This window comes from Anatilimnocola aggregata, from assembly GCF_007747655.1.
In the GTDB taxonomy this organism is placed as follows: Bacteria; Planctomycetota; Planctomycetia; order Pirellulales; family Pirellulaceae; genus Anatilimnocola; species Anatilimnocola aggregata.
Genome location: NZ_CP036274.1, coordinates 7,485,630 through 7,511,045 on the forward strand (window position 1 = coordinate 7,485,630; position 25,416 = coordinate 7,511,045).

Annotated in this window: 22 protein-coding genes and 1 pseudogene; 9 read left to right on the plus strand and 14 right to left on the minus strand. The window is 56.3% G+C overall.

Annotated features, from left to right (window positions below; genetic code table 11):
• Positions 1 to 344 precede the first annotated feature (344 nt).
• The 7 genes and pseudogenes from ETAA8_RS36000 to ETAA8_RS28440 form a co-directional block, all read right to left on the minus strand.
• Positions 345 to 486, minus strand: a pseudogene (locus ETAA8_RS36000) (sigma 54-interacting transcriptional regulator); the annotation flags it as partial.
• Positions 487 to 529: 43 nt separating this feature from the next.
• Positions 530 to 1,618 carry a heparan-alpha-glucosaminide N-acetyltransferase domain-containing protein gene (locus tag ETAA8_RS28415; RefSeq protein WP_145096832.1) on the minus strand — a complete coding sequence of 363 codons (1,089 nt, stop codon included), beginning with the start codon at positions 1,616 to 1,618 and terminating at the stop codon, positions 530 to 532.
• A 3-nt stretch (positions 1,619 to 1,621) separates the two neighbouring features.
• Positions 1,622 to 2,563, minus strand: coding sequence for a hypothetical protein (locus tag ETAA8_RS28420; protein WP_145096835.1), 942 nt, complete (start codon positions 2,561 to 2,563; stop codon positions 1,622 to 1,624).
• Positions 2,560 to 3,930 (minus strand): flavin monoamine oxidase family protein, encoded by a 1,371-nt coding sequence (locus tag ETAA8_RS28425; RefSeq protein ID WP_145096837.1) that lies wholly within the window; start codon positions 3,928 to 3,930, stop codon positions 2,560 to 2,562. Before ETAA8_RS28425 ends, ETAA8_RS28420 begins: the two co-directional genes overlap by 4 nt.
• Positions 3,931 to 3,998: 68 nt before the next feature.
• Positions 3,999 to 5,432 carry a DUF1501 domain-containing protein gene (locus ETAA8_RS28430; RefSeq protein WP_145096840.1) on the minus strand — a complete coding sequence of 478 codons (1,434 nt, stop codon included), beginning with the start codon at positions 5,430 to 5,432 and terminating at the stop codon, positions 3,999 to 4,001.
• A gap of 64 nt (positions 5,433 to 5,496) precedes the next feature.
• Complete coding sequence (locus tag ETAA8_RS28435) at positions 5,497 to 7,941, minus strand: PSD1 and planctomycete cytochrome C domain-containing protein (RefSeq protein ID WP_145096843.1); 2,445 nt, start codon at positions 7,939 to 7,941, stop codon at positions 5,497 to 5,499.
• Between the two features lie 69 nt (positions 7,942 to 8,010).
• Positions 8,011 to 8,454 carry a hypothetical protein gene (locus ETAA8_RS28440; protein WP_145096846.1) on the minus strand — a complete coding sequence of 148 codons (444 nt, stop codon included), beginning with the start codon at positions 8,452 to 8,454 and terminating at the stop codon, positions 8,011 to 8,013.
• A gap of 371 nt (positions 8,455 to 8,825) precedes the next feature.
• Between ETAA8_RS28440 and ETAA8_RS28445 the strand changes: the two genes are divergently transcribed.
• Positions 8,826 to 9,383, plus strand: coding sequence for a sigma-70 family RNA polymerase sigma factor (locus ETAA8_RS28445; protein WP_238397593.1), 558 nt, complete (start codon positions 8,826 to 8,828; stop codon positions 9,381 to 9,383).
• Positions 9,384 to 11,000: a FecR domain-containing protein gene (locus ETAA8_RS28450; protein WP_145096849.1), complete on the plus strand. Its 1,617-nt coding sequence runs from the start codon at positions 9,384 to 9,386 to the stop codon at positions 10,998 to 11,000.
• Positions 11,001 to 11,840: 840 nt separating this feature from the next.
• Here the strand turns inward: ETAA8_RS28450 and ETAA8_RS28455 are convergent.
• Positions 11,841 to 12,266, minus strand: a complete 426-nt coding sequence (locus ETAA8_RS28455; RefSeq protein WP_145096852.1) for a hypothetical protein — start codon at positions 12,264 to 12,266, stop codon at positions 11,841 to 11,843.
• 1,617 nt (positions 12,267 to 13,883) lie between these two features.
• On the opposite strand from ETAA8_RS28455, the gene ETAA8_RS28460 reads away from it, so the two are divergent.
• The 5 genes from ETAA8_RS28460 to ETAA8_RS28475 all read left to right on the plus strand — a co-directional run bounded on the left by ETAA8_RS28460 (position 13,884) and on the right by ETAA8_RS28475 (position 16,995).
• Positions 13,884 to 14,480 (plus strand): hypothetical protein, encoded by a 597-nt coding sequence (locus ETAA8_RS28460; protein WP_145096855.1) that lies wholly within the window; start codon positions 13,884 to 13,886, stop codon positions 14,478 to 14,480.
• A gap of 134 nt (positions 14,481 to 14,614) precedes the next feature.
• Positions 14,615 to 14,779 carry a hypothetical protein gene (locus tag ETAA8_RS35020; protein WP_202921326.1) on the plus strand — a complete coding sequence of 55 codons (165 nt, stop codon included), beginning with the start codon at positions 14,615 to 14,617 and terminating at the stop codon, positions 14,777 to 14,779.
• 149 nt (positions 14,780 to 14,928) lie between these two features.
• Complete coding sequence (locus ETAA8_RS28465) at positions 14,929 to 15,366, plus strand: hypothetical protein (protein WP_145096858.1); 438 nt, start codon at positions 14,929 to 14,931, stop codon at positions 15,364 to 15,366.
• A gap of 44 nt (positions 15,367 to 15,410) precedes the next feature.
• Positions 15,411 to 16,331: a DUF1559 family PulG-like putative transporter gene (locus ETAA8_RS28470; protein ID WP_145101049.1), complete on the plus strand. Its 921-nt coding sequence runs from the start codon at positions 15,411 to 15,413 to the stop codon at positions 16,329 to 16,331.
• A 130-nt stretch (positions 16,332 to 16,461) separates the two neighbouring features.
• On the plus strand, positions 16,462 to 16,995 hold the full coding sequence (locus tag ETAA8_RS28475; protein WP_145096861.1) for a hypothetical protein: 534 nt from the start codon (positions 16,462 to 16,464) through the stop codon (positions 16,993 to 16,995).
• Between the two features lie 11 nt (positions 16,996 to 17,006).
• Here ETAA8_RS28475 and ETAA8_RS28480 read toward each other — a convergent pair whose 3' ends face one another.
• From ETAA8_RS28480 to ETAA8_RS28495, 4 genes are all read right to left on the minus strand, one after another.
• Positions 17,007 to 17,462: a gamma-glutamylcyclotransferase family protein gene (locus ETAA8_RS28480; RefSeq protein WP_145096864.1), complete on the minus strand. Its 456-nt coding sequence runs from the start codon at positions 17,460 to 17,462 to the stop codon at positions 17,007 to 17,009.
• A 23-nt stretch (positions 17,463 to 17,485) separates the two neighbouring features.
• Entirely contained in the window at positions 17,486 to 18,301 is an 816-nt protein-coding gene (locus ETAA8_RS28485) for a transglutaminase-like domain-containing protein (RefSeq protein WP_145096867.1), read from the minus strand.
• A 310-nt stretch (positions 18,302 to 18,611) separates the two neighbouring features.
• A complete protein-coding gene (locus ETAA8_RS28490) occupies positions 18,612 to 19,589 on the minus strand; it encodes a cytochrome c (protein WP_202921327.1) in 978 nt (325 codons plus the stop codon).
• Positions 19,590 to 19,753: 164 nt separating this feature from the next.
• A complete protein-coding gene (locus tag ETAA8_RS28495; RefSeq protein ID WP_145096873.1) occupies positions 19,754 to 19,990 on the minus strand; it encodes a hypothetical protein in 237 nt (78 codons plus the stop codon).
• Positions 19,991 to 20,909: 919 nt separating this feature from the next.
• Between ETAA8_RS28495 and ETAA8_RS28500 the strand changes: the two genes are divergently transcribed.
• The gene (locus ETAA8_RS28500) at positions 20,910 to 22,076 is read left to right on the plus strand and encodes a pyridoxal-phosphate-dependent aminotransferase family protein (protein ID WP_238397594.1); all 1,167 of its coding nucleotides are present in this window, start codon (positions 20,910 to 20,912) and stop codon (positions 22,074 to 22,076) included.
• A 251-nt stretch (positions 22,077 to 22,327) separates the two neighbouring features.
• Positions 22,328 to 23,380, plus strand: coding sequence for an aldose epimerase family protein (locus tag ETAA8_RS28505; RefSeq protein ID WP_238397595.1), 1,053 nt, complete (start codon positions 22,328 to 22,330; stop codon positions 23,378 to 23,380).
• 62 nt (positions 23,381 to 23,442) lie between these two features.
• Here ETAA8_RS28505 and ETAA8_RS28510 read toward each other — a convergent pair whose 3' ends face one another.
• Together ETAA8_RS28510 and ETAA8_RS28515 are read right to left on the minus strand one after the other, a co-directional pair.
• Positions 23,443 to 24,801, minus strand: a complete 1,359-nt coding sequence (locus ETAA8_RS28510) for an outer membrane protein assembly factor BamB family protein (RefSeq protein ID WP_145096876.1) — start codon at positions 24,799 to 24,801, stop codon at positions 23,443 to 23,445.
• Positions 24,802 to 24,941: 140 nt separating this feature from the next.
• Positions 24,942 to 25,382: an SRPBCC family protein gene (locus ETAA8_RS28515; protein WP_145096878.1), complete on the minus strand. Its 441-nt coding sequence runs from the start codon at positions 25,380 to 25,382 to the stop codon at positions 24,942 to 24,944.
• Positions 25,383 to 25,416: the final 34 nt, after the last annotated feature.

The following is a 25,416-nucleotide window of genomic DNA, read 5'->3' on the forward strand; positions in this document are numbered from 1 at the left end:
TCTGTTCTATTTGAGGGCTCTCACGTCCTCCGGTTGTCTCAACCCGAATTCAATTGCGAAGTTCAAACGGAACTTCACCCCAGTGCGCCCAGCGATCGAATCAGGGAAGAAGTTGTGGTTGCAAAGCCACTGACCCCGGTCAGAAAAAGTTTTATTGGTGTCCTTTTGCCTCCACTGACCCGGGTAAGGCAATGTGCCATTACCCGGAACACAAATCATTTTGAGATAAGGAGTTCAAGACAGGGACGCCGTAAGGTGCATAGTTTGTGGCAACTTGGATGGCTTGGACAGCGCGGCTTGGATGTTGTTGGCTTCGAGCGATCGCAATTCTTCGTCGGTCAGAATGCGCAAGTGAACGCTCCCTTGGCGTGCCCGAAGACTTCACTTTCATAGAGCCCTCGCGGGATCGCCGCGCAATTGACCTTGATCAGAGGTCGTTCTGCTCGACGACTCACGTGCGACGACTTCCTTTCCGGTGCCACTCTCAACTTGAGTTACACTTGCCGCCAAAATGCGAGACCCAGTGAATTCAATCACAGAGCCAACGCATCCAGGATTCAATGCCGTAGGTTCGATCAGGGCCGAGTCGTCGCAGGATGCCATAGCAGCAGGCGAGAAACAGGATTGCCAGCAGGATCGACGTCGTGATCGGCAACGCTGTCATCCAAAAGTAGGTCGGATCGAAGCCATTGGCCGAGCCGTAAATCCAGAGGGGCCACAAATGAACCACATGATGCAAGATGTAGATGGTGAATGAATAACGACTGAACGTCTTGGCGATGTTAAGCAAGCCATGCCAGCGTAAAGCCCGTGGGTTGTGATCGATAAAGCGGTGCGTGAGTCCCAGCAGCATCAGGGTCATACCCAATGTTCCGAGCACATATTCAATCGTGGGCGGAAACATGGTCCAGCCTCCCAAGTAGTTGTTGGCGAGTAGCTCCGGCAAGTAAGGTCGTGACAGGCGCGCGAGCTGCGATGTCGCGATAAACGCGGCCCCTAACAGAACAAGCGGCCAAAGGGAGGGGAGCGGTTCGTCGCTGTCGGTCTCGGCGAACAGCGTGGCGGCGGCGACATATCCGCTGAGCGAAAAGGCGATCCAAGGGAAGATGGGAAAGTAGCCGGTACACAAGAAGCCGATCAGCACATCGGACAATGTGAGGTCGCATTCGAAGTAACCGTTTTCCCAATAGGCGGCATAATCGGCTTGCCCGCGTAAGATGGGACTCACCAGCAGCGCCATCACCGCGGCCAGCACGGTGATCGGCAGCGGCAGGCGGCGAAAACCATTGAGCAGGATCAGAGCGGTTCCCACAAACGTGAGGACATCCCAGTTGAAGGTATCTTCGGGTAGCCACACGAGAATGTTGAACGCGAAGCCGATGCCGATCACAAACAGGCCACGGCGGATGGAGACCTTGGAGATATCTTCTTCACTCGTGCCGCGGGCTGTCTGCCCTTGCACCCAAAGGAGATAACTAACGCCACTGAGGAATGCGAAGAGCGGCGCTCCAAAACCGGTGAATGGCGACGTGAAGCCGGAGAGGTTCTCGCCAAAGTGTACCAGCACCATCACAAAGATGGCGAAGGTACGAAGGATATCTATCGAAGGAAATCGCATTGCTTACGATTCCACGTGCGTCGTAGTGGGGATCGTAGGTTGAGCGCTGGCAGGCTCGATGCTGGCCAGCAGTTCGAAACCCGACAGCAGAAGCTGCACCACCAATAGCACAATGATCACCCACTCCAGCATGTGGCCTGTACGGGCGAGTTTGAAGTCACTCGCCCGTTGGCCGCACATTTCGTAAACGCGTTCAAAGACCTCTAGCTGTTCCCCCAGGAACTCATGGCGATGCATCATCCGAGTACGCTCGCGGAACCGCTCGCCGATCTGGCTGGCCAGAGTGGGTGGATGCAGATGAGGTGTATGCACAAACGGCCCCAAGCGTGCCAGTCGGGCACGCGACAACAACACTTGCTGAAAGCGTCGTTGCAGTGTTTGGTGTTTGCCGAGCGATTGCTCTTTGAACTCAAAGGCCGATGGCATGTCCGCTTCCATTGCAGGCCACGCTTCGCCTAAACTCCGTTCGATCTCGTTTAGTTCGGATTCGTAAAAGTAGACCTCAATCACCGCCCGCTTCACAGACTCTAGACGTTCGGCAGGGGCCAGGATGGCACAGCGCTGAGGGGTCCAGCAGATTTGCGTTCCCTGAAACGTCATCCATTGCGCGACAGCGGCGCAGGAACTTTCTGCCGCCTCGACCCAGTGCTGCATCTGCCCCTTGCATTCGCCATCGTTAGCTTGGTTTGCCGCTCTGGACACACTGGAAACCGCCAACAATGTGACGGTCGGTTTCTCATCTTCGGCGGAGGTGGAATCGTTCGCCAGAACCACAGCCCGCTGGTGAATGGGAGGTGGGAAGGTCAACAACACTTCCTGACCCAGCGCAGGCTTGGCAACGAAGGCAATCCGTTGCAGGGCCGCTCCCTCCGGTAACGTGGCAACGCCGTTCGTAGAAAGTGTGGAATGGTTTTGTTGGTAACGCGTTTCGCTAGTCAGAATCATGTGTCACTTTCGGAATAACTCGTCAACCGTGCTGCCAACCACGATGCTACATACTGCGCAGAATCGAGCACGCCATTCAAAGTTGAATCAAACAGATAGTCCCCCACTACAAACAAATTGGGATGGTCGAGTGGTTCAGGCTGGTGTCGGCGATCCAGGTTTTGGACCTGCAATCCGCCGGGAATGGCGTTGACCGCGCCGATCCAACGATGCACCCGCCCTTCCAACATCGAGTGCCGGCCAGACTCCAGGAAGGATGGGAGAGAATCGAGCGCTTGTGCCAGCAATTCCTCGTCGCTGCTGTCACTCATTTCTTCAGCCGCTTGACCGGCCAACAGCCACCCCAGCACGCCGTGGGTGATGTTGGGGTCACGCGAAGACTCGTCGTACAAACAACACCCCCCAAATTTGTCGAGCATCCAATAGGAGTCGGTACAGGAATTGCGCCAAAACGGTTGCTCGAACAAAATGGTGATTCGCAGATAATGCGCGGGGAAATCATAGTGCGCGTGATGGGAACGCAGAGCTGCCTCCAGCGCCTCGCCACGATAAGCAACCGTGTTGAGACGGTTGTGCGGGAGCGCGATCACGACGAAATCGAATTCGTCTTCACTTGGCACGCCTTGGTGAGTGGAAGCGATGCGCAGCCGACGCCCGACTCGTTCCACCGATTGAACCGGTGATTGCAGCCGGATAACGGCGTCGATTCTGGCCGCCAATTCCTGGACCAACCGTTCGTTGCCCCCTTCGATGCCATACAGGTGCATGTACGCCGGATCGTTCATCAAGTAATTTTGCAGGCCGTAGCCGATACTGGTCTGCGCCGGCTCGGTCGCTAAGTCGCTATGGATCATCTTCTCGATGTAGCCCCGAGCAGTTGGTTCAGCGACGGTTGTCAGCAGGGCATCGAAGCGTTTCTCCTCTACAAGCTCCGTCGTTCCCTCAGGGTTGTCGGAATGATAAAACTCTTGCGGCGTCATACGGTCTTTCGCACGCCGATCGAACTGTACAAGCGACTGATAGGCTGACGAGCCCAGTTGCTCCCGAATGTCATCCCAGTTCTCCAGAATCTGGCCATTCATCACGACAGATGGGCCACCCATAGGGCGAATGGGGAGCCCCAATTCCATGATCAGCTCTTTCAGCGGATCGTCATCAAACTGGGAATAGTCGTAGAATTCCGCAGCTCCTGCTTCATAGCGAATGGGAAGTCTGTCGAACTGCGGAGTTAGGATTTTCCCTCCCAAGCGCGGACTCGCTTCAAAAAGGGTCACTACCAATGGACGGTTCGCAAACTTTTGCAGCATGTAGGCAGTCATCAGGCCGCCTGGCCCACCTCCCACAATACCGATTCTTGGAACATGCATTGGCGACTCGCGAGAAAACCGTTGCAAAGGCAAAATGTGCAACGTGGTTTGTTGTTCGTCTGAAAATGTTAGGCGATAATCGCCTTGGCTACGGAACCGGCCACTTCAGTTAGCCGCATCTCTCGGCCGCCGTAGCGGTAGGTGAGTCGCTCGTGATCGAAGCCAAGTAAGTGCAGAATCGTGGCATGCCAGTCGTGAATGTGCATCTTGCCTTCGACGGCTTCGTAGCCGTGATCGTCGGTCGCGCCATACGCAAATCCGCCCTTGACGCCGCCGCCGGCCAGCCACGTCGTGTAGCCTTTGTGATTGTGATCGCGGCCGTTGCCGTCGGGTGAATACGGAGTGCGGCCGAATTCACCACCCCAAATGATGAGCGTGTCTTTCAGCAAGTCACGACGCTTCAAGTCGGCGATCAGGCAGGCGATGGGCTTGTCAGTCTCGGCACAGTTGTCGGACAGCGCCGTTTGCAGGTTGCTGTGCTGGTCCCAAGTGCCATGCCCCAGTTCGATGAAACGGACGCCGGCCTCCACAAAACGGCGAGCCAGCAAGCACTGGCGGCCGAAACCGTCCGTCGGGTCCTCGTTGACGCCATACAGCGCGAGCGTCTCTTTCGTCTCTTTCGACACGTCCATCACTTCAGGCACTGCTTCCTGCATGCGGAAGCCCAGTTCGAAGTTTTCAATTGCTCCTTCAATAATTGGGTTGTGCTTGTCGCGTGACAGCTTGTCTCGGTTCAGTGACGCAATTAGGTCGAGCTGTGCACGCTGGAGGGGCTTGGAAAGTTGTTTGTTGACTGCATTGTTAATGCCGTAGGGATTCACCTCGCCTCGCCGCAGTTGATCGATACGGCGGTTTCGAGCGCTGCTGTCGGCGACGGTGAATTTGGTTCCTTGATAAGCGGCCGGCAGAAAGGCACTGCCGTAGTTCTTCGATCCCCCATTGGCTGAGGTCGGATTGATCGAGATGAAGCCGGGTAGGTTCTGATTCTCAGTGCCCAATCCGTACAGCGTCCACGCTCCCATCGACGGTCGCACGAACTGAAAGTGCCCTGTGTGCATTTGCAAGTACGCTTGCGCGTGTGCCGGCTGATCGCAGTGCATTCCCCGCAACAAGCACAACTCATCCGCTTGTTTGGCCAAGTGCGGGAACAGTTCCGACATCCACAGACCGCTCTTACCGTGCTGTTGAAACTTCCAGTGCGACGCACACCAAGGAGTCCCGTAGTGCGACGGCTTTCCGTGATCTTGCTGAAGCCGCGGTTTGTAGTCGAACGTGTCAACGTGCGACGGCCCGCCGCGCATGCAGAGAAAGATCACTCGCTTTGCCCGCGGCTCGAAGTGCGGCGCGCGCGGAGCCAATAGCGAGCCATTCCTTTCCTCGGCAGCTTGCGCAGACGCCAAGCCGGCGAACGCCAAGAAGCCAAAACCTGCCGAGAGGGACTTGAGCGCGTCTCGCCGTGAAACGGCCGAGATCTGGTTTGAGCAAAACAGTTTTCGTTTCATGGTTTGTCCGTGGAGTGGGGAATGCTTCTTGTGGTGCTTCGCAAGCTGATAGCTTTCGCCACGATCAATCAATCGAACAGAACTCCGTGGTGCAGATTAACGCCTGACAATAGGCTGTTAACTTCTGCTGCGTGCTTAAACGAGCGCTACCAATGTCGTTCATGAATGAGTTGGCAAGCTGCTTTTCTTCCTCGCGTGGCTTGCGGCCCAAAGCGAGGAGATACGCATATTCGATCTGTTCGCTCGGCGGGCGATTGGCGACGAGCTGGGCGAGTCCTTCCGCCTGACGCTGCACGAAGGGGTTGTTCATCAAGAAGAGCGATTGCAGCGGGCTGGAGGTCTGCTCGCGCGAGCCGGCCACAAGGCTAGCGTCTGGCGCGTCGAACAACTCCAGCAGTTCGGGCAACACCCCGCGAACCCGCGGCAGATAGACGGATCGGTGGTTCGAATCGATCGCGCGAATCACCGGCTCGAAGACGTTTTGACCGACGTTGCCTTCGCCCACTTCGCGAAGCAAAGTGCCCAACGGCCGCTGCGGATCGAGATTGCCGCCGACGACCAACATGGCGTCGCGAACCGCCTCGCCCTCCAGGCGTCGCTGGTGCATTCGCCAGAGATATTGATTGTCGGGATCGACGGCAAAGTTATCCTCTTCGAACGAGGTCGAAAGTTCCCAAGTGCGCGAGAGGGCGATTTCACGAATCAGCCTCTTGGTCGACCAGCCATTCTGGATGAAGCGATTTGCCAGGTAATCAAGCAATTCCGGGTGCGTGGGGCGATCACCGGTAGAGCCGAAATCGTCAACCGTCCGCACGAGACCACGGCCGAACATCCAATGCCATACGCGATTGGACATGACGCGGGCAGTGAGCGGGTTCTGTTGCCACGCGATCCAATTCGCCAAATCCAACCGTCCGCTTCCCTTGCTGACGGTTGGCAAAGAGTGCTTTCCCCGCGGACTAAGCACTTGCAGCACCCCACGCGGGACGCTTTGCGCCGGCTTGTCAAGTTCGCCGCGCACGAGCAACCGAGTCGCCAACGGGAGGTCGCGATCCTGCGTCCCCATCGCAAACACGCGCGGCTGTCCGCGATTTGAGTAAGCTTGCAGTGCCGCTTCAGTCTCATCACGATCTGACCGATATTTGCGGAGCAGTCCCCGAAAGACATTTTCGCCGGAGCGGATCTTCTTCATTGCATCTGCGATTTCCTGGGCGGCATCATCACGTTTTTTGACAAGCGCTGCGTATTCTTCCGCGTTGAGTTCCGGAGTTCCCGCCGGTGGTCCCAGGCCAGTCAAGTCGAGCAGGGTCGTGGCTTGTCGCGCCTGCGCCTTCAGCAGACCGTAATGCGTTTCGGTCGAGCGGAAGATTCCCGCTATCGCGTAATAATCGAACTGTGGAATCGGATCGAACTTGTGATCGTGGCATCGTGCGCAAGCCACGCTCGTCGCCAGGAACGCCCGCGTCGTGGCGTCGATCTGCTCATCCACTAAATCCGCGAAGAATTTCTGTTGGTCCTCTTCGCCAACGATTTTCGTGCCCACCGCGAGGAAGCCGGTGGCGATCACGTTATCGGCCCACTCCTGATCGTTGGCGATCGGCAGCAAGTCGCCGGCAATCTGTTCACGGATGAACTGGTCGTATGGTTTGTCGCTGTTGAAAGCGTTGATCACCCAGTCTCGATACCGCCAAGCGTGCTGAAACACGTTGTTCTGATCGCCGCCGGTCGATTCGGCAAAGCGGGCCACGTCCATCCAGTGCCGCCCCCAGCGCTCGCCGTACTGCGGCGATTCGAGCAAGTGATCGACGAGTTCGGCAAGAGCGTCCTGCTTTGCCTTTTCGGACGGTTGCGTTTCGATCCTTTTCGTCCAGTTCTCTATCTCTTCGGGCGTAGGGGGCAGGCCGGTGAGCACGAAGTACAGACGGCGAACAAGCAATCGTGGCGGCGCGTCAGCAACCGGCTTCAGCTTGTGTTCGTCGAGCTTCGCAATAGTAAACTGGTCGATCGGCGTCCGAGCCCAGGACGAACTGGGGCTGCTCGGCGGCTCGGGTCGAACCAGGGGGCGGTACGCCCAATACTCACGCCCCTTTTCGACGTCAATCACCGTTTTCACGGCGGGATTGATTTCAGTGACGCGCGGGTCGGGCGCGCCCATCAGAATCCATTTACGAATGTCAGCGATCACATCGTCAGGCAATTTTCCTTTAGGAGGCATCTGGAAATCACCATCGTGAGTGATCGCCTTGAACAACAAGCTCTTTTCCAACGAACGCGCGACAACCGCCGGCCCCGTGTCACCGCCAGCCAGCAGGCCGTCACGTGAGTCGACTTTCAGGCTACCCCGCGCCTTGCCCGACTTTGTCGAATGGCATTCGTAACAATGGGCTACCAATGCGGGACGGATCTTTGCTTCAAAGAATTCAGCCTTCGCGCGATCGCTCTCCTGCGCACGCGCAAGAGTCGGACAAAGCAGGCAGAAAGCGATGAGTATCGAAAACTTTTGTCGCATAGCTTTCACCACGTGGCGCGAACGTTCAGACCGGAAAATGCTTAAGGCAGACAGCAATGCTCGCTTCTGTTATTTTTTCTTCAGCGGGGGGCGTTTGGGGCGGATTGCAATGACCGTCTGTCCGCTCGCATCCGTCTGTGACTGGTTGATGTCAATCTGCGGCGTAATGACGTTGATCTCGGTGATACGGTTACCTTCCGTTACGATGCGGGCGGAAAGGGGCCCTTTCATCTCTCGGAAAATGCCGTGTTGCAAGCCGCCGGCCAACTCACCGCCGACACGAAACTCGAATGTTCGTCGCTCTCGCATCGCGGTTGTGATCTTCGCATCGGCTGGAACGGTTAGAACCGTGGGTTGGCTGGCCGCCGCCGCTCCGCCTCGACGACCTCCTCCGACAGCATCCTTGACGACCGCAATTTGATTGCCGCGCACTTGCTGGATGGTCATGAACGTCTCTTCGGCCCAGCTGGCCCCGGGCAGGAGCATTAGCACGATGCACAGGATGGAACGCATTTCACATTGCCTCTGGTGGACAGGGACGTTTCGCCTCAGGGCTTGACACCACGTTTACTTACGGCGATTGCCGGATTGCCCGAAGAATTCCGTAAAATTCTTCGCGACACGTCCGTTTCGGAGGTTCGTCGCGGTTTTCTGCGGGAATCGCGAAGAATCCGATTTTTTGCCGTCCAATTTGCTGCTGAGCGTAAGAGAATGAGTTGGGAAGCGGTAAACCCGGTATTCGAGGGCGTTCCGAGAGCCCGTTCGGTGACGAATGCAGAGAAGAGTTTCTGCGGGACGATAGCCGACCATCAGAATGCCAAGGCCGTCACACCGAAAGAAGTAGGCACGGTTCGAGTCGAGAACCTCGCGGATAACATATAGGCATGCCAGACTCTCCCAGCAATCACGAATCAACGACAAGCGACAACGCCAGCGATCTGTTTGTCGCTCAGCTCATGGAGCATCGACACCGCATCTACGCTTTCATCGCCAAGCAACTTGTTAATCCGGCCGACGCCGAGGACGTGTTTCAGAAGACAAGTATCGTGCTCTGGAAAAAGATGCAGGATTTCGACGCCGAGGGTAGTTTTTTCCACTGGGCGTGCGGTGTCGCTTTCAACGAAGTGCGAAACTTTTTGACTGTGCAGCGCCGCAGTCGGCTGCACTTTGACGTGGAACTGGTCGAATTACTGGCCGAAGAAGCCAAGTGCGAAGGTGAGCTAAGTGAGTCACGGTTATCGGCACTTCGCCAATGCATGGAGAATCTTTCGGAGCGACAACAGGAGATTCTTCGCCGCAGCTACATGGGAGCGTCAACCATCACTGAGGTTGCGGAGGAACTCGGTCGCGAACGTGCGGCGCTCTATAAACAACTCGCGAGACTGAAAGAGAAACTGATTGACTGTATCCGTGTTCGGCTTGCCCAAGAGGGGGTCGGATAGATGAACGAAACAGAACTTCGGAACCTGATTGACCTTTGTGTGGCCGGCGACATCAAACCGGAACAACACGAGCTCTTGCAGGCGGAATTGAAAGCCAGTTCGCAAGCTCGCGCCGCTTTTCGTGAGCAGCTCGACATGGAAGCCGCACTGCGCACTTGGGCCGCGGAAGACGGAACAGCAAGCATTCACTCTACCCGCCAAGAAAGTTCCGAGAGCCGAAAGATTTCGCTACGAGTCAAGCTCGCCATTGCAGCATCGGTTGCATTCATCGCCGCCGGTTGGTGGATGTGGGGTCTCCGTGAAGATCAGCCGCAACCGATCGTCGAATCTCCCGGCGACTCCAATGTCAGTCGCGTGGTTTATGTTGGAACCATTGGGTCGCAGCACGATTGCGTCTGGCAAGGCGATTCGCCCGTGATCACGGGCGGCAGGTTTTCGTCGCGGAAGCTATCTCTTACCTCCGGTGTTGCGGAATTGAAGTTTGACTCCGGTACGAACGTGATTCTGGAGGGGCCGTGCGAATTCAAGGTTGTTGACTTTGATACCGCGCACTTGTTGGCAGGAAGCGTTGTTGTGCATGTCACCGAGCTGTCGGATGGCTTTGTGCTCAGCACTCCCGAGGCCACGATCATCGATGAGGGAACCGAATATGCAGTAACGCTGAATGAAGAGGCAACGGAGATTCACGTCTTCGATGGGGCAATACGTTGGGAGCCAATTTCTAAGGATGATGCACCGGCAACTGAACGTATTGAGACCGGCGAAGCCCGGCGCTATTCCAGATCGCAGCCCGGGCATGGCGCGCGCATTCCGTTTGGGCAACGGCTCTTTGTGCGGCAAATCGAAGCCGAGGTGCGAAACGAAGCCGGGCAGGCATTGCTCGCCTACGACGGGTTTGAAAACCTTGCCGGCCGCATCCAGCGGGATCGCAGCGGCTTCGGTTGGTCCGGCGGTTGGCAATCAGGCCGTCGCGGTCGCGGACAGCTCGGCGAGATCGTAAACACCCCCAGCGACACCGTCTTCGGCATCGAGCGATCCGGGCGAAGGCTGTTGCGACTTTCCGCGGGGGAGGCGATTGTTCGCGAGTTCGAGAAGCCGTTGCCACTGGACAAGGGAAATGCCTATTACGTCAGCTTTCTTTTGAGGCGTTCGGCCGTCAATGCGTTGTCAGAAAGCGCAGCCAATGAATTCTTCGAACTGGCGCTGATCAACGACGGTGAGCGAACCGGTCATCGATCCCGAAAGTGGTTCACGTTTGGAATCACGTCATCTCGACAGCCGTTTATCAAGAGTGTTGGCACAATCGCGTCTGCTGCCCGCGTGATCGACGTTGATGAGCACTACTTTTGTATTGGCAAGATACTTGTGACTCATGAGCAAGTGACAACGTCGTTTCGAATCTACGACTCATCCGAATCGCTCGACACTCAAGAACCAACGGCGTGGACAGTCGTAGGTAGCACGGGACCATGCGACTTTCGCCTGGCTGGAGTCCGGGTCGGCACGGCTCAAGATGCCAAATACGACATCGATGAGTTAAGGATTGGCACGACCTGGCTGTCGGTCGTCGCAACTCCTTCTGATGGCAAAAAGCCGTCTGAAATCTCAACGGAGTGAGATGGGATTAGACCCCATAAGCCTCCGACAAAGGGTAGGTTTCGCTGCAAAGAAATCAAGTTGCTGGGACGGGGAGCCGCGGCGCAAGTCTATATCAGAACGGCCCTTCCGATAGCTCAAATGGAACTCTATCCCAAAGGAACTAGCGATCGAACCAGCAAAGTTGTCGAGGTTTCAAATCCACTGACCCCGGTCAGAAAAAGTTCTATTGGTGTCCTCCCGCCTCCACTTTCGCCAGCCCTCATGGGGCCCCTTGGTTCGATCGCATGAACCAAGGCACAGCTTGCAAAGCCTTTCAGTTCCCTAACTGAAGGGCTTTTTTTATGCAGTGGGACTGCCCGCCAGCATGAAGCAACCTTCTTTAGGCGTGTCACTGGCTCCCCTGGCCCAGTGCAGATGCGGTTACCATGCTGATATCGCAGCTAGACGCCAAGCAAGTTTTTGGCACGAGGCATCAGTTCTAATCAGGCCAGAACTCAGGCGAGCCGAACAACGTGATTGCATAAGTTGCGGACGATCCGGCCGTGGGTCGCTCATCTGTGCACTCTGCAACCCAAGGCGCTTCCCATCGAAGGTCGATTGTGCCCAGCGAGAAGTCAGTTCGCTACCCAATTCAGCAGTGCTGCGAACAACCAGAAACAACGCCACGGCACCTTGCCAAAAGATCGCTTGGGCCGCTGTTGCCAATCAGAGTCTGTACCCGCCTCAGCACTGGCCAAGGCAGCCAGTGGCACACCTTAGAAACTCTTGATTAGGTTGGCGGTGCCACCCAGCCGGCATCCGTCGATAACACGAAAACGTGAGTTCATGCACGTCACCCGGTTGCTCACATCGCAATTGTCAGCGCGCGGGAGGACATGTCTTGCGCAGTACTTCATCTGGCCTTCCGAGTTGGCTTTCGAGATCCTTTCGCCGAATTGGCACTTTAATCGATTTACCATCGACGATGACAGCGAAATGCTTGTCGGGATTTAATTCAGTGGTTTTATGGATAGAGATACGAACTACACGACCGTTTTCGACAAATGCATGAAGGCCAAGATCAGTCGCGAGTTCGTAGTTGCCCATTTTATCATCAAAGTCGACCCTAGCGTTTAGACCAGCTGCCGTAATGCTTGCAACTGATAGTTCATTGATTGCAGACACTTCTTGACCTGCAATTCCAATCTTGATTGCAGGCGACGCTACTCTCGTAACAATGACAATTTTGTCGTACCGCGTAATTCCGTCGGTGCTAAGAAAATAAACACCACCATAGCGGGCCATGTCAGGTGCTTGCGGCGAAAACTGCTGACTAGGGAATCCGCACCCACATCCGATCATTATTATCGAGAGTGCCTTAATAACGAAATAGGCGATAGTGTATTTTAACATCTTAGCAAGTAGCACCAGTTTATAGGTTAGGTCGGTACTCCGCCCTGATAGCATAGCAAATCGTCGTGACGCAGGTCACTCGCCAATCCTGGCGGAAGGTTGCTCGTACCTGCCTTGGTTCAACCAGCGGCGAGTGAATTTGCTGAGATGTACTTCGAGCAACTTGTATCGCGATCGTCGACGGGAGCAATTGTCCCGACACGCGTGAATGATCGGGCAGCAAAATCACGGCAATCACGGTGAATTGCCGCTGACACCGCAACCCTCACCGGCCTGCTCAACCTGGTCCCCTCGCATTGTGTCCGGGCGGAGTACCGACCTGACCTACCGGCTCGAAATCGCAGGCTATGCATTAACACTAGATATACACCTAAAAAGAACCACGACTGCAGCTGTATAGCATAGCAATACAACAATGTAAGAAATAACAATCGACTTACCTGGCAAGTAAGCATTCATCGCTCTAATGAAGCAGTGCTTAGAGTATATCCTCCGGCTACCGATCTTAGGTTGTGCAACTCCCGCCAGAATGAATGCTACGGTAGCAATTCCCGTTGACGCAACAATTGGAGCAGCAGCCATCATCATTGTGTCGAAAACAGACAAGCCAGCTACTACAGTCATAATCGCAATTGGTGCGAACACGACTATCCACAACCAGGCACTTATGCAAACAAAATGGCCCAGGATAAGTCGAGCGAACGCCCAGTAAAGACCGATTTTCCTCACTGGTCAGCCCATTCTGCGCGGATGGTTGATGTTACTCTCTTGATGAACGATCCAAATCCAAGCAAGTAGCAAGTAACCTAGCAGGATAGCAAATCGTCGTGACGCAGGTCACTCGCCCATTCTGGCGGAAGGTTGCTCGCACCTGCCTTGGTCCAACCAGCGGCGAGCAACTTTGCTGAGATATTCTTCGAGCAACGTGAATCGTGATCGTCGCCGGGAGCAATTGCCGCGACACGCGTGAACGATCGGGCAGCGAAACCGCGACAACCACGGTGAATGGAAGCTGACACCGCAACCCTCGCCGGCCTGCTCAACCTGGTCCCCGCGCTATTGTGTCAGGGCGGGTGCCGACCTGACCTATCGACTGATGTGGGCACAGCCGTCATGCGGCAACAAGAAATCGACGTAAGTCGAGAATAGCTAAAACGGGTGGTGTCCAACTATTGCCGCAGCCACCTGCGATTATTCTCGGTAAATCCTATCATTAACCACCCGAAAAAACTGGTCTTAATTGGACAAGTTGGTGGCGTGGAGTGACCGGGCCCGCAAAGTTACGTCGCGGATAAGCGGGGCGGGGTCCCCGACTTCGCTGGATATTTTCGAGCGACGGAGAATGGCCATTGTTGGTCGAGTTCAGGCCGTTTTGAGATAAGGCTTTTTCGTGCGCTGATGAGAAGAAGACTGGTCTGCCTCGCTAATTTCTTAACCTGCTTGTCGTCAGCTGATGCGAGGGCTTAGGCTAAGGAGAAAGAGCAACCGCCAGCAACGGAGACGGACATCATGACACGTTCTGATTTCGATGGACTTTACGCTCGTGGCAAAAGCCTCGAGGATCTGTTTTTTGCCAAACGCGATAGCGAGTTGGCTGCGGCCCTGCAGCGCAAATACACCGCCGAGGAGAAGGAGCAATTGCTCGCGATGGCGGTCAATATTCGCGACGACAAAACGCTGGGCGAAATTGCCAAGCTGGACAGCGGAGTGGAAATCGTCGCAGCGATGGCCCTGCTGCCGCTGGTCGAAGTGGCCTGGTGCGATGGTGACGTCTCGCCGGCTGAGAAGGCTGCCGTGCTGAAATCGGCCGTCGAAATGGGTGTGGATTTGGACTCGCCCATGTATCAGCTGTTGCAAGGTTGGCTCGGCCAGCGCCCCACTCCGGCCGCAATCGAAGCCTGGAAAGGCTACGTGAAAGCCTTGATCGCCACCGTCACACCAGACACGGCAGATAAGATCAGACACGGCGTCCTGGGGCGCACCGAAAAAATTGCGCAGGCGGCAGGGGGCTTTCTCGGCCTCGGCAGCAAGATTTCGGCTGCAGAGAAGGCCTGCCTCAATGACCTGGCGACTGCGTTCGAGCCGCCTGCTTCGGAACCGACGTAAACTGCCTGGCAGATGTTTTTGGACGAGTTCCCGGCAAATTGAGTGTGGAGGAGCGATTAACAGGCCGCCAGTGGAAGTTGTCGGCTAGGATGCACAGGATTCACGTCAGCCAGAACAAATCGATCGGAATCCTTATGAAAATCCCTAGCGGCCTTGGCATCATCCTGTTGGCCGTGTGGCTCATTCTGTTTGGAATTCTGACGGCTCCATTTCTCGGAATTCGCTTCGCGAATAGTGGCGACGTATTGGCGATTCTGGCCATCGTCACGGGTGTCATCCTCTTGGTGCGACGCGGCTGAGTTCCGCCAACTCGGCAAACGGGAGACAGCGCCGAGCCCAGTGCTCGCGCGCATTTTCCCCACCGGAAAATATTTGACATTCCTAATTCCCCCCCGACTACGATGCGACCTCCTTGAGATAGGTCCTCGTTGATTGGTAGGGAAAATTGATGCGAACCTGGGTGGATGTCGCTTATTTCTTGCTGGTTGCAGGCATTCTCACCCTGGCCCTGGGGTGCGAACGAACGTTGCCCCCCATCCCAGAAGCGACCATCGATCGACTCGACACCATCAGCTGGGCTTATCTCAAGGCGGCAGAATCGCTCAATCGGGGTCCCAAGGACATGGCCGAGTTGCAGAAGTTCTTGCCGCCGGATCAAGCTGTTGATGAGCTGCTGAAATCGCCCCACGATGGCCAGCCGCTGATTCTGGTTTGGAATATCGACCCGCGCCAGCCTCCAGAAACCGAAATCCCGCCGGTCATGGCTTATGAACAGCAGGGCGTAAACGGTGAGTTCGATGTGCTGACCACGATGGGGATCATGCGAGTCAATCAACAAGAACTCAATAAACACCTGGCAGCCACGCCCGGAGTTCGCCAGAAGTAACATCAGTCGCAGGCAAGCGTTTCCCTCTCCCGGAATGAATTGTCATGACTTTCCACGCACGTCGCGCCTTCACGGTTGTTGAACTGCTTGTCGTGATCGCCATTATCACCGTACTGATGGCGCTGCTGATGCCAGCCGTGCAAGCAGCTCGTGAGTCGGCGCGGCGCACAACGTGCGCGAATCACCTGCGCCAGATTGCCGTGGGAACGCTGACTCATAATACGCAGTGGGAATACTTCCCCAGTGCCGGTGTTCACTGGAGCGATGCCCGAACCAAGGCCGGCAACTCATCGCCGCACATCGCCAAACGACAGAACTGGGGAGCCTTCTACCAGTTGTTGCCGTACATCGAGCAAGAGGCGGTACACGAGGGGGCCGACGACGCCAAGGTCGCCGCCACGGTAATCAAGATCTATTTTTGCCCCACCAGACGGAAGCCGGTCGCACTTCCCGGCATTGAGAGCGGGCTGCCAAAGGGCCTGCGAGGTGCCGTTGACTATGCGGGCAACGGCGGCAGCGGACGGGGCGGCAAGACCGTTTTTCCTGCTGCGGCAAGCTTTAATAGCCAGGATGGAATTATCATTCCCCGTACAGCCACCGGCCGCAACTTTCCTTGCAAGAACGAATTGATCAGTCTCGGAATGATCAAAGACGGAACCTCCAGCACCTTGATGTTTGCCGAGCGTAACTATAATCGCAAACGAGCAGGTCAAAGTTCGCAATACGACGAAAACAACGGCTACATCGGTGCCTGGGACTGGGATACCATTCGCTGGAGCTATCACCTACCGGCCCCCGATCGTCGCGACACTTCGATATACGACCGGCGTTTCGGCAGCTCACATTTCGCGGTGCTAAATGCCGCGTTTTGCGATGGTTCGGTGAAATCATTGCAGTACAACATCGACCTGCAGGTGTTCCGGCAGTTGACCGTTCGTAACGACGGCAAAGCGCCGCAACTGTAGTCTGTGGTATAATCTTGCTTTGCGGCTGTAAGGTCGCACCTCTCCACAGGTAAGTACGGTAGATGCACCGGCCAACCGATCACATCGATCGGGCCCGTGCAGGCCCTCCATCCCGAGGAAATGGTGCCTTATGAACGCCCTGCTCGCTTTTACTCTGGTTCACGTTGTGATCAGCCTGGTAGCGATTGCCGCCGGTTTTGTGGTGATCTGGGGCCTGCTGACCAATCGTCCGTTGCCACGCTGGACGGCCTTTTTTCTGACTACAACGGTACTGACGAGCGCATCGGGCTTTGGCTTTCCGTTCGAGAAGTTTCTCCCCTCGCACGCGTTCGGCATTCTCTCGCTCATCCTGCTGGCAGTGGCGATCTACGCCTTGTACGCCCAACAGCTAGCCGGCAGTTGGCGCGTCGCTTATGTCGGCACCGCGATCTTCGCCCAGTATCTGAACTTCTTCGTGCTGATCGTGCAGGCCTTCTTGAAGGTCCCGGTGCTAAAGCTGCTCGCCCCCACGCAATCCGAACTACCGTTCGCGGCCGCCCAGTTGATCGCCCTCGTCGGCTTTATCGCGATTGGCGTGCTGGCGCTACGCAACTTCAAACACAGTGCTGCTCCGTTGGCACAACAGGGAACAACTGCTGTTTCGACAAGCAAGTCACACGTTTGAGTGAAGAAGCATTAGCCCCAAGCCAGCAGCTCAATGGCTTGGATGTGCTCGGCGGGTAAGCCGTGCTCACGAGCACCCTTGAGGATCGTTTGCAGGTAAGTGGTGTTGGGCCTGCTGCCCGGGGCGATGTTTTCCAGGCGGGACAGATAGACCCACGCGGTGATCGGTTCCTGCTGTTCGTTGGTCACCACAACTTCGCGGCGGTCGTAACCAGTCTCGTAGGCGTCGAGCTTTTTAAATGCTTCGAGATCGCAGCGATACAGCACCCCATGCACGCCGCTGCCGGGCCACACAATGTTGGCGTAGAACTCGCCATCCTCGCCGCGCATGTTAAACGCCAGCTGATAGTTCGGCAGGTAAGCCCGCTGAAAAGTATCGGCCGCGTCAAACGAGAGCTTAATCCGTCGGCTGAGTTGCCCACGATGCAAGTTGCTGCCGTAGGCAAAGTACCACTGATCTCGCTCCATGTGCCGCGCCTGACTTCCGTGTGCTAATTGCTGGGGACTTCGTCGGTCCAAACCTTGAATGACTTTAGCGTATTCACGCCGAAGGTGGTCGTCAGGGCCACGTCGGCCGCATCGCGACCGCGAGCCATCAGCACGCGACCGACGCGCGGTTTGTTGTTTCGTGCATCGAAAGCATACCACTGGCCACCGAGAAAGACCTCGAACCACGCACTGAAATCCATTGGTGCATCGGAGCGCGGTACGCCAATATCGCCGAGATAGCCCGTGCAATAGCGAGCAGGGATATTGCAGTTGCGGCAGAAGGTAATAGCCAGGTGCATATAGTCGCGACAAACGCCCACGCGCTCGCGGTAGACTTCAAGGGCCGTGCGCGTGGCCCGGGCTTGCATGTAGTCGAAGCGAATGTGGTGATGGACATAATTGGTGATCGCTTGTACGCGAGCCCAGCCAGCGGGTACCTGGCCAAACAGAGTCCACGCCACATCCTTCAGTTCACTATCGACTTCGCAATAGCGGCTGGCGAGCAGATACAGCAACACTTCTGCGGGCAGATCTTGCACCAGGGCTTGCGGCGCATGCGGGGCCTGCAAATCGGGCAAGCCGCAATCGTCGACGAGGGCTTCGTTGCGAAAAGTGATTCGTCCCGCCGGTGCGACGATACGTCCACAGCGGTTGCCATACGAGTCGTAGTACTCGGAAACGAACTGCGGCGGATTGACTTGCAAAAAGTCGGGCTGCAGTGTTGTCGGCACCCGCGTGGGATGCAGGTAGAGCATCAGCAGCATCGGTGCTGGCTGGGGGGAATCGAAAGAAATCTCGTAACCAACTTTAATGCGCATCGAAGGCGTAATCCTCTGCCAGATAAGAAACTCAACACACTTTCCGGGCCGTGAATCGCAACGTGCGAAACCAGCTGGCGGCAAGCGGGATGGTGCAGGGGTTAAGTGAACGCCAAGAGCAGAGAGGGTGACGAACAGATAAGAAAGAGGGCCATCCGGCCAACTTGTAGCCGTCATCTTACAGCGAGAGAAGATAAAACGCCAGACGCAGAATACTCGCCAAATTTGGGTGGCTGCGGCTAAAGGCGTACTCGCCGTGCCCCAGGATTCGCTCCCACACGCTGCGTTTCGCCACCAACCACCGAGAGACTTACGACCGATAGTTTTCGTGGCATTCCACGCAGCTTTTGCCGATTTCGATCGACGCTTTCGACGCGCGATCGAAGTCCTTGGTCTTGCAAGCTTCGACAATTTCCGTTGACGCATTTTTCAGCTTATCGCACAGCGCCGTGTACTCGCTGGTATCGGCGTCTTCCATTCCTTCCTTAGCGAGCACCGCACCGATGGCCGCGAACAGTTCCGCATCGAGCAATATTTTGTCGATGTTCGCCGCAAACTGCCCCTTATCAGAGAGGGCCGGCTTGAGCTTGGGTTCCCACACATTTTCGAGGTGCTGCATCAAAGGCGAACGGTTGCAGACGCTTCCCCAAGTAGCTTTCGGCTCTGCCGATTTTCCTTCGAACGGATTGGCTCCGCCGATTAAGTCCTGCAGTTCCTCCTTACGCTTCTTCGCTTCGTTATAAACGCCTTGCGTGCCGACCTTGGCATTGGCGGCGGTCTGGGCGAAGGCGTCGCGAGCGGCGGGGGCATCTTTTTTCCAACGTACATCACCTTCGTATTCGCCAATGATCGCAAACGTCATCGCCATCACGCTGAAGTCTCGGCGAGCCGCTTTGTAACCCTTGCCGGCGAATTCGCTGGGGGTCGTCACTCCGGTATCGATCTGCAACTTCAGCGTTTTCACTGCGTCTTCGAGCGTCGCCGGCGAAACGAGGGCCGCCCAACCCGAGCCTGCCACACCGGTATTGCCTGCCGGTGCAGCCGTCGGCGAGCCGGTATTCCCCCCCGTCGAAACAACCGCTGCAGCGGCGACACCAAGATTGCCGGGGCGTTCGCCCGTCAAACCTTCCTTGAACGCATCGGCAAAGTAGGTGCTATCGGGCTTATCGAACTTCGGCGGCTGCGCGCGACGAACCACCTTAGGCTGCTTGGTTTGGGCCCAGGCGAAGGTAGTCACCGCCAGCGCGAGCAACACATATGCAGTCCGTACCAACATCGTGCGAGCCATAGCCCGAGCCTCCCTGGCAAGAGTGTTTCTGAAGAGTCCGTTCATTATCGAATACTCGGCCTCCGAACGCAACGGATTTGCTGTGGGGGTTGTGAGCTAATTTGAGCGTTTAGCTGGTTCACGGCAGCAACCGGCGGGGCGTCGACTCTTGTTCCAGAGAGTGCCTACCAAAGATACCAGCGGTTCGGTCTCAGTTTCCGGTCGATCTGCTCCAGAGGCCAAAACACTTTGGCAGCATAGGCCCCGCCCCAGCGATAGTGCACGTATTCCATCTCCAAAGTGCCTTTCACGATCCACACAGAACGATGATAAGGCTGCACAATCGCGACATAGCTCACCACGTACAACAACGGGAGCAGCAGCAAGACGATGGCGACGATGAGTGGTGCGCGGTTCGTCATTTGCTGTCGATTTGAACGGGTTGGTTTTCTCGAATGATAAATGGGCCAAGATCGTCATCCTCGTGCAGGTAAAGTGACGGTTGAAGGCACCAGGTTCCGACGAGCCAAACGGCAGCCAAGAGGGGCGGTAGTATCGCCAACAAAATCAAGCTGGTTCGTAGACTCAGTTGCATCGCCCCATTTTAATCGCGCACGAAACAGCCCCGCTACATTGGCGCAGACGGGATGTTGCCAAGTTTCGAGCGACCAGAGTAGTCACGGACTTATACCTCCAGTCGCAATTGCCAGGCCTGTTACTTGGAGAAAGTCCGCTCCAGAACCCAATCAAGTCCAACGAATATTGCCACAAGGAGCCCTGTTCCTGCGAGTAGAAATAGTGCCCTTTCGAAAGTCGAAAGGCTGGCGTTTGTGCTTAAGAGCGGAACACTACTAGCATAAATCAAAAGTACTGCGTCTCCGCGAATCCCAGTCCACTTAGCGCCCCACTTGAGGATGACTGGCCAACTAACACGACGCGTATTTGGTTCACTGTCGAATTGTGGTGATTCATAGGGATTGGGTTCCATGCGGTCCATCTAATTACCGGTTTCAGTGCACGGCGAGCAACAGCCAACGAAGCGCGACGACCAAGAGTGCAACAACCACAAGCTCGATCCAGCTGAACCCACTAGGTCGCGACTTCACCGGCGAGTTTGTTTCATCGGCACCTGCTTTCGGCGACTCGTAAGGATTTAGCTCCATAACCCCATTCTACCCACTGTCAAAATATCCCTACCAGAGTGGCGGAGGCGGGTTGCCTGAGAGAAAGTCGAAACTCCGCGGGAGCCAAGCGGACAAACGGGTGGGCGCTCGGCTATCATGGCGAGCAATTGGCAACCACCTTTCCGCGGCAGCGGAGTCTGCTTGAGGAGTCTTCAACGTGATCGCACCAGAACTGCACCCTCCCGTTCGTCTGCTGATGGGCCCTGGTCCCAGCGATACTCATCCCCGCGTGCTGCAAGCCTTAGCCAAGGGTACGGTCGGCCATCTCGACCCGTTCTACCTCGAAACAATGAACGGGCTGCAGGATATGCTGCGGCAAGTCTTTCGCACCCAGAACCCCATGACGATGGCCATTAGCGGCACCGGTTCAGCCGGCATGGAAGCCACGGTCGTCAACCTGATCGAGCCGGGCGATGCGATGGTCGTGTGCGTGAACGGTGTGTTCGGCGGCCGCATGGTCGACGTGGCCGAACGGGCCGGAGCGAAGGTCACGAAGGTCGAAAAACCGTGGGGGCATGTCTTCACACCCGAGGATCTGGCCCCCGCTTTAGCGAGCAAGCCAAAGGTGGTCGGCATTGTCATGGCCGAAACATCCACCGGCGCTCATCAGCCCATCGAAGCAATCTCGAAGGCGGTACATGAGGCTGGCGCACTACTCTTGGTCGATGCCGTGACGGCGCTCGGAGGTGTGCCATTGGAAGTCGACGCCTGGAACATCGACGCAATTTATTCGGGCACGCAGAAGTGCCTCAGCTGCCCGCCGGGTCTTTCGCCCGTCTCGTTCAGTCCGCGGGCGATGGAAGTCGTTATGTCGCGGAAGACGAAGGTCCAAAGCTGGTATCTCGATGTCTCGATGCTGGCAAACTACTGGGGGCAAAACCGGGTCTATCATCACACCGGGCCGATCAACATGACCTACGGCCTGTACGAAGCCCTCCGCCTCATCCTCGAAGAAGGACTAGAAAACTGCTTTGCCCGGCATAAGAAGAATCATGAAGCCCTGCGCGCCGGCCTGGCCGCGATTGGCATTCGCTATAGCACCCAAGAAGGGCACATCTTGCCGCAGCTGAATGCGGTGCATATTCCGGAAGGGGTCGACGACGCCAAGGTTCGGAGTACCCTGCTGACTCGCTTCGGCATCGAAATTGGTGCTGGTCTCGGCGCGTTCAAAGGCAAGGTCTGGCGCATTGGGCTGATGGGTTACGGATCGCGACAGGCCAATGTCTTGCTGTTCCTTTCCGCGCTCGAACAAGTTCTGGCCGAGCAGGACTACTTGTTCCAGCATGGTTCCAGCGTGGCCGCTGCGAACGATACGTATGTCTAGTTCCTCAGTAGCCCGACGCGTGAGCGAGGGAGAGATGCTCTCAACGGTTGCTCACAATTCACCCTCGCTAACGCATCGGGCTAAGTAATGCGGGCAAGTCTCTTCCCCCACAAAAGGCCTCTCCCATGCAACCTGCACTGAACATGTTTCGCCAGGCCCTGTTGAATAAAACAGCTGCCTGCGGAATGATGATTGCCCTTCTATCTCTCCTCTCCCATACCTCCGCACTTTGCGGAGCAGATAAACCTTCTATGAGCGTTGACATCAAAGCGGTCGGCAAAGCCGAAGATGGATCGATCCTGAACGAAATCACCATGCAGAACAAAAACGGTCTGCGGGTGAAAATGATTTCCTACGGCGCGACGATCACCAGCGTCGAAACGCCCGATCGCAATGGAAAACTGGCGAACATCACACTCGGCTTCCCCGAACCCACGGGCTATTTCCAGCGGCATCCTTATTTTGGCAGCACCGTCGGTCGTTACGGCAACCGAATTGCCAAGGGTAAGTTCACGCTCGACGGCAAGACCTATACGCTGGCTGTTAACAATGGCGACAATCACCTGCACGGCGGCTTGAAGGCGTTTGACGCTGTGAATTGGTCGGCCCGGAAAATCCCGACGACGGACGGAGTCGCGGTGGAGTTTACTTACGAAAGCCCCGATGGCGACGAAGGATATCCCGGCAATCTGAAAGTTGCCGTCACCTATGCCCTGACGAATGAAAACGAATTGAAGATCGACTACGTTGCCACGACCGATAAGCCGACGGTGGTGAACCTCACCAACCACGCCTATTGGAATCTGGCGGGGGCAGGAAGCGGCGATATCCTCAAGCACGAGTTGACGATCAACGCCGACAAGTGGATTCCTACTGATGCCGGTTCTATTCCCACGGGCGAACTCGCGCCCGTCAAAGGAACGGTGATGGATTTCACCACGCCCCACGTGATTGGCGAGCGAATTGCCGAACTGAAGAAGCCGCCGCACACGACCAAGGGGTATGACCACTGCTACGTGCTGCGCAATCAAAGTGGCAAACTGGAACTGGCAGCAAAGGTGACTGACCCAAGTTCCGGTCGCGTGATGGAAGTCTTCACCACCGAGCCAGGCATTCAACTTTACTGCGGCAACTTTCTTGATGGCGACCCGAAGGGAAACAACCACCAGCAGCACGAGGGATTCTGCCTCGAAACGCAACACTTCCCCGATTCGCCAAATCAGCCGACCTTCCCGAGCACAGTGCTGAAACCCGGCGAAACCTTCCGTTCGCAAACCGTACACAAGTTCAGCGTGGCGAAGTAGCGACCGTTGGTCAGTAACTCCGAGACCGACTTTTATCGTTGCTCAGTCACGCCCTGACTCGCCTACGGGGTGCCGATGCAATAGAGATGTTCCTGGCAGCGGAGATACATTCGCTGACCAGCGAACACGGGATTGGAACCGTAATTCTCGAGCTTGTTCGAGGCAACTTCCTCGTACTCACGACCGGCCTTGATGACCAGCGTCGTACCTCGGGTGCAACCGAGGAAAATATAGTCGCCCGCGCAGGTGACGCTCGAATAGAGATTGCCGTCGAAGTCGAGCCGTTTGCGATAAACGATCTCGCCATTCTCGGTATCGGTCACTTCCAAGATTCCTTCCGTCGTGGCGCCATACAGCAAGCCCCGATGCAGCACCGGAGATGGAGTGCGGCGACCGCGCGACGCGCTAACCTGCCAGAGAACTTCCAAGCCATCTTTCGCATCACCACTCGGCAGCTTGAGCGCCGACGTTTTCCCTTCCTGTGTATAGAGGATGTCACCGGCAGCGATAGCCGAGCATTCGGAAGTTCGCAGCGCTTGGTCTGCCAAGATCACCTTGCCGTCACTGGGCCGAATCACGCTGCCAGCGGGAGAAACGATCAGGTCCTCTTTGTTGTGGCGAAACAAAACCGGGCTCGCATGGCGGGCAGGGAGTTCCGTTCGCCAGGCAATTTCGCCTGTCTCGGCATTCAATGCCACCAGGTCGTGAAAGTGAACGATTAACTTGCCATCGACCAGCAGCGGGGAACTGGAATGGCCGAAGCCGATGACCGAACCTTCGATGAACTTAATCCAACGCCGCTCGCCAGTGAGTGTGTAGCAAGCCACGATTCCGGTGCCATAGACCGCGTAAACATGCTTGCCGTCGCTGATGGGTGTGGCCGTCGAATTGCCGCTGCCCCGATCGGAATGGATCGGGCTCTTGCGCTTCATCACATCGAGTTGCCGTTCAAGCTCGGTTAGTTCGTTGCGCCGCCGCTCGTTCTCTTCTTTGGCTTCGGGATTCGCCTTGCGAAACTCATCGGACGCTTTCTGAAAGTCGCGTTTTCGGTCGTTCAGAGCTTTCCACTCGTCAGCTACTTTGATGGCCGCTTCCTGCCCGAGCACTTCCACTGCAGAGTTGGTGTGTTGCCAGACGACTTTTCCATCGCTGGCTTGCAAGCAGAGCAGTTCAGCAGGATCGGACGGGACGAAGATTTTGTCACCCACCAGAATGGGCGAACCGTAGCTCTTGCCAGGCATTGGCGTCTGCCAAACGATGTTTTCTTTCGCCGACCATTTGGTTGGGGGCAATGCTTGGGGATAGTAGCCTTGTGCATCGCTGCGCCAACCGACGGCTGGCACATCCGCAGCAGATGTCGGCGAAACTAATAAGGCACCAAAGCAAGCGAGCGCAAGCAGGGGCAATCGGTAATCCTTCACGGCGAGACTCCTGGCAGTTCGAGAGGCGGGGCTAGATGCAGGCGCTGTACTTTAACGCACGACCGTTGCGGTTCGCAAAGTGAATATGCCAAATAGGGCCTGCTAAACCCAGATCTGTCGGGAGCGAGGCCGCCAAGAAATCAGACAACTTCTGCCAGTTTGACCAGCATTTGAGTCCACCCGGCATGTGCCTTTTGCGCGAACGCAGCCCACTTCGGTTGCATCTGGTGCTGCAGGGTCAAATGGCAGTCTTCGCCTTGCGGGACGATCTCGATTTCGACGCGCGAAACATCAGGTAGCGTGTCGACCGTGGCCCAAGTAAATGCCAGTCGCGTCGGACGGACAAGTTCGAGATACTCGCCCACGTGCGCCACTTCTGCACCTTGGCGAAGTACCACAAATTTGAACTGGCCGCCAACCTGAGGATCGAGATCGAGGCTGATAATCTGCTCGTCGCGAATGTTGGGGCCAAACATCCACTGGGCCAGCTTCGATGGCTTTAACCAGGCATCGTAAACTCGCTCGGCTGGTGCCGCGAACTGATGCATAGCGCTGGCGCGAACGGGGAATTCCTGATCCATCAAGGCGATCCTTCTATGGGAGCGAGACGAGACC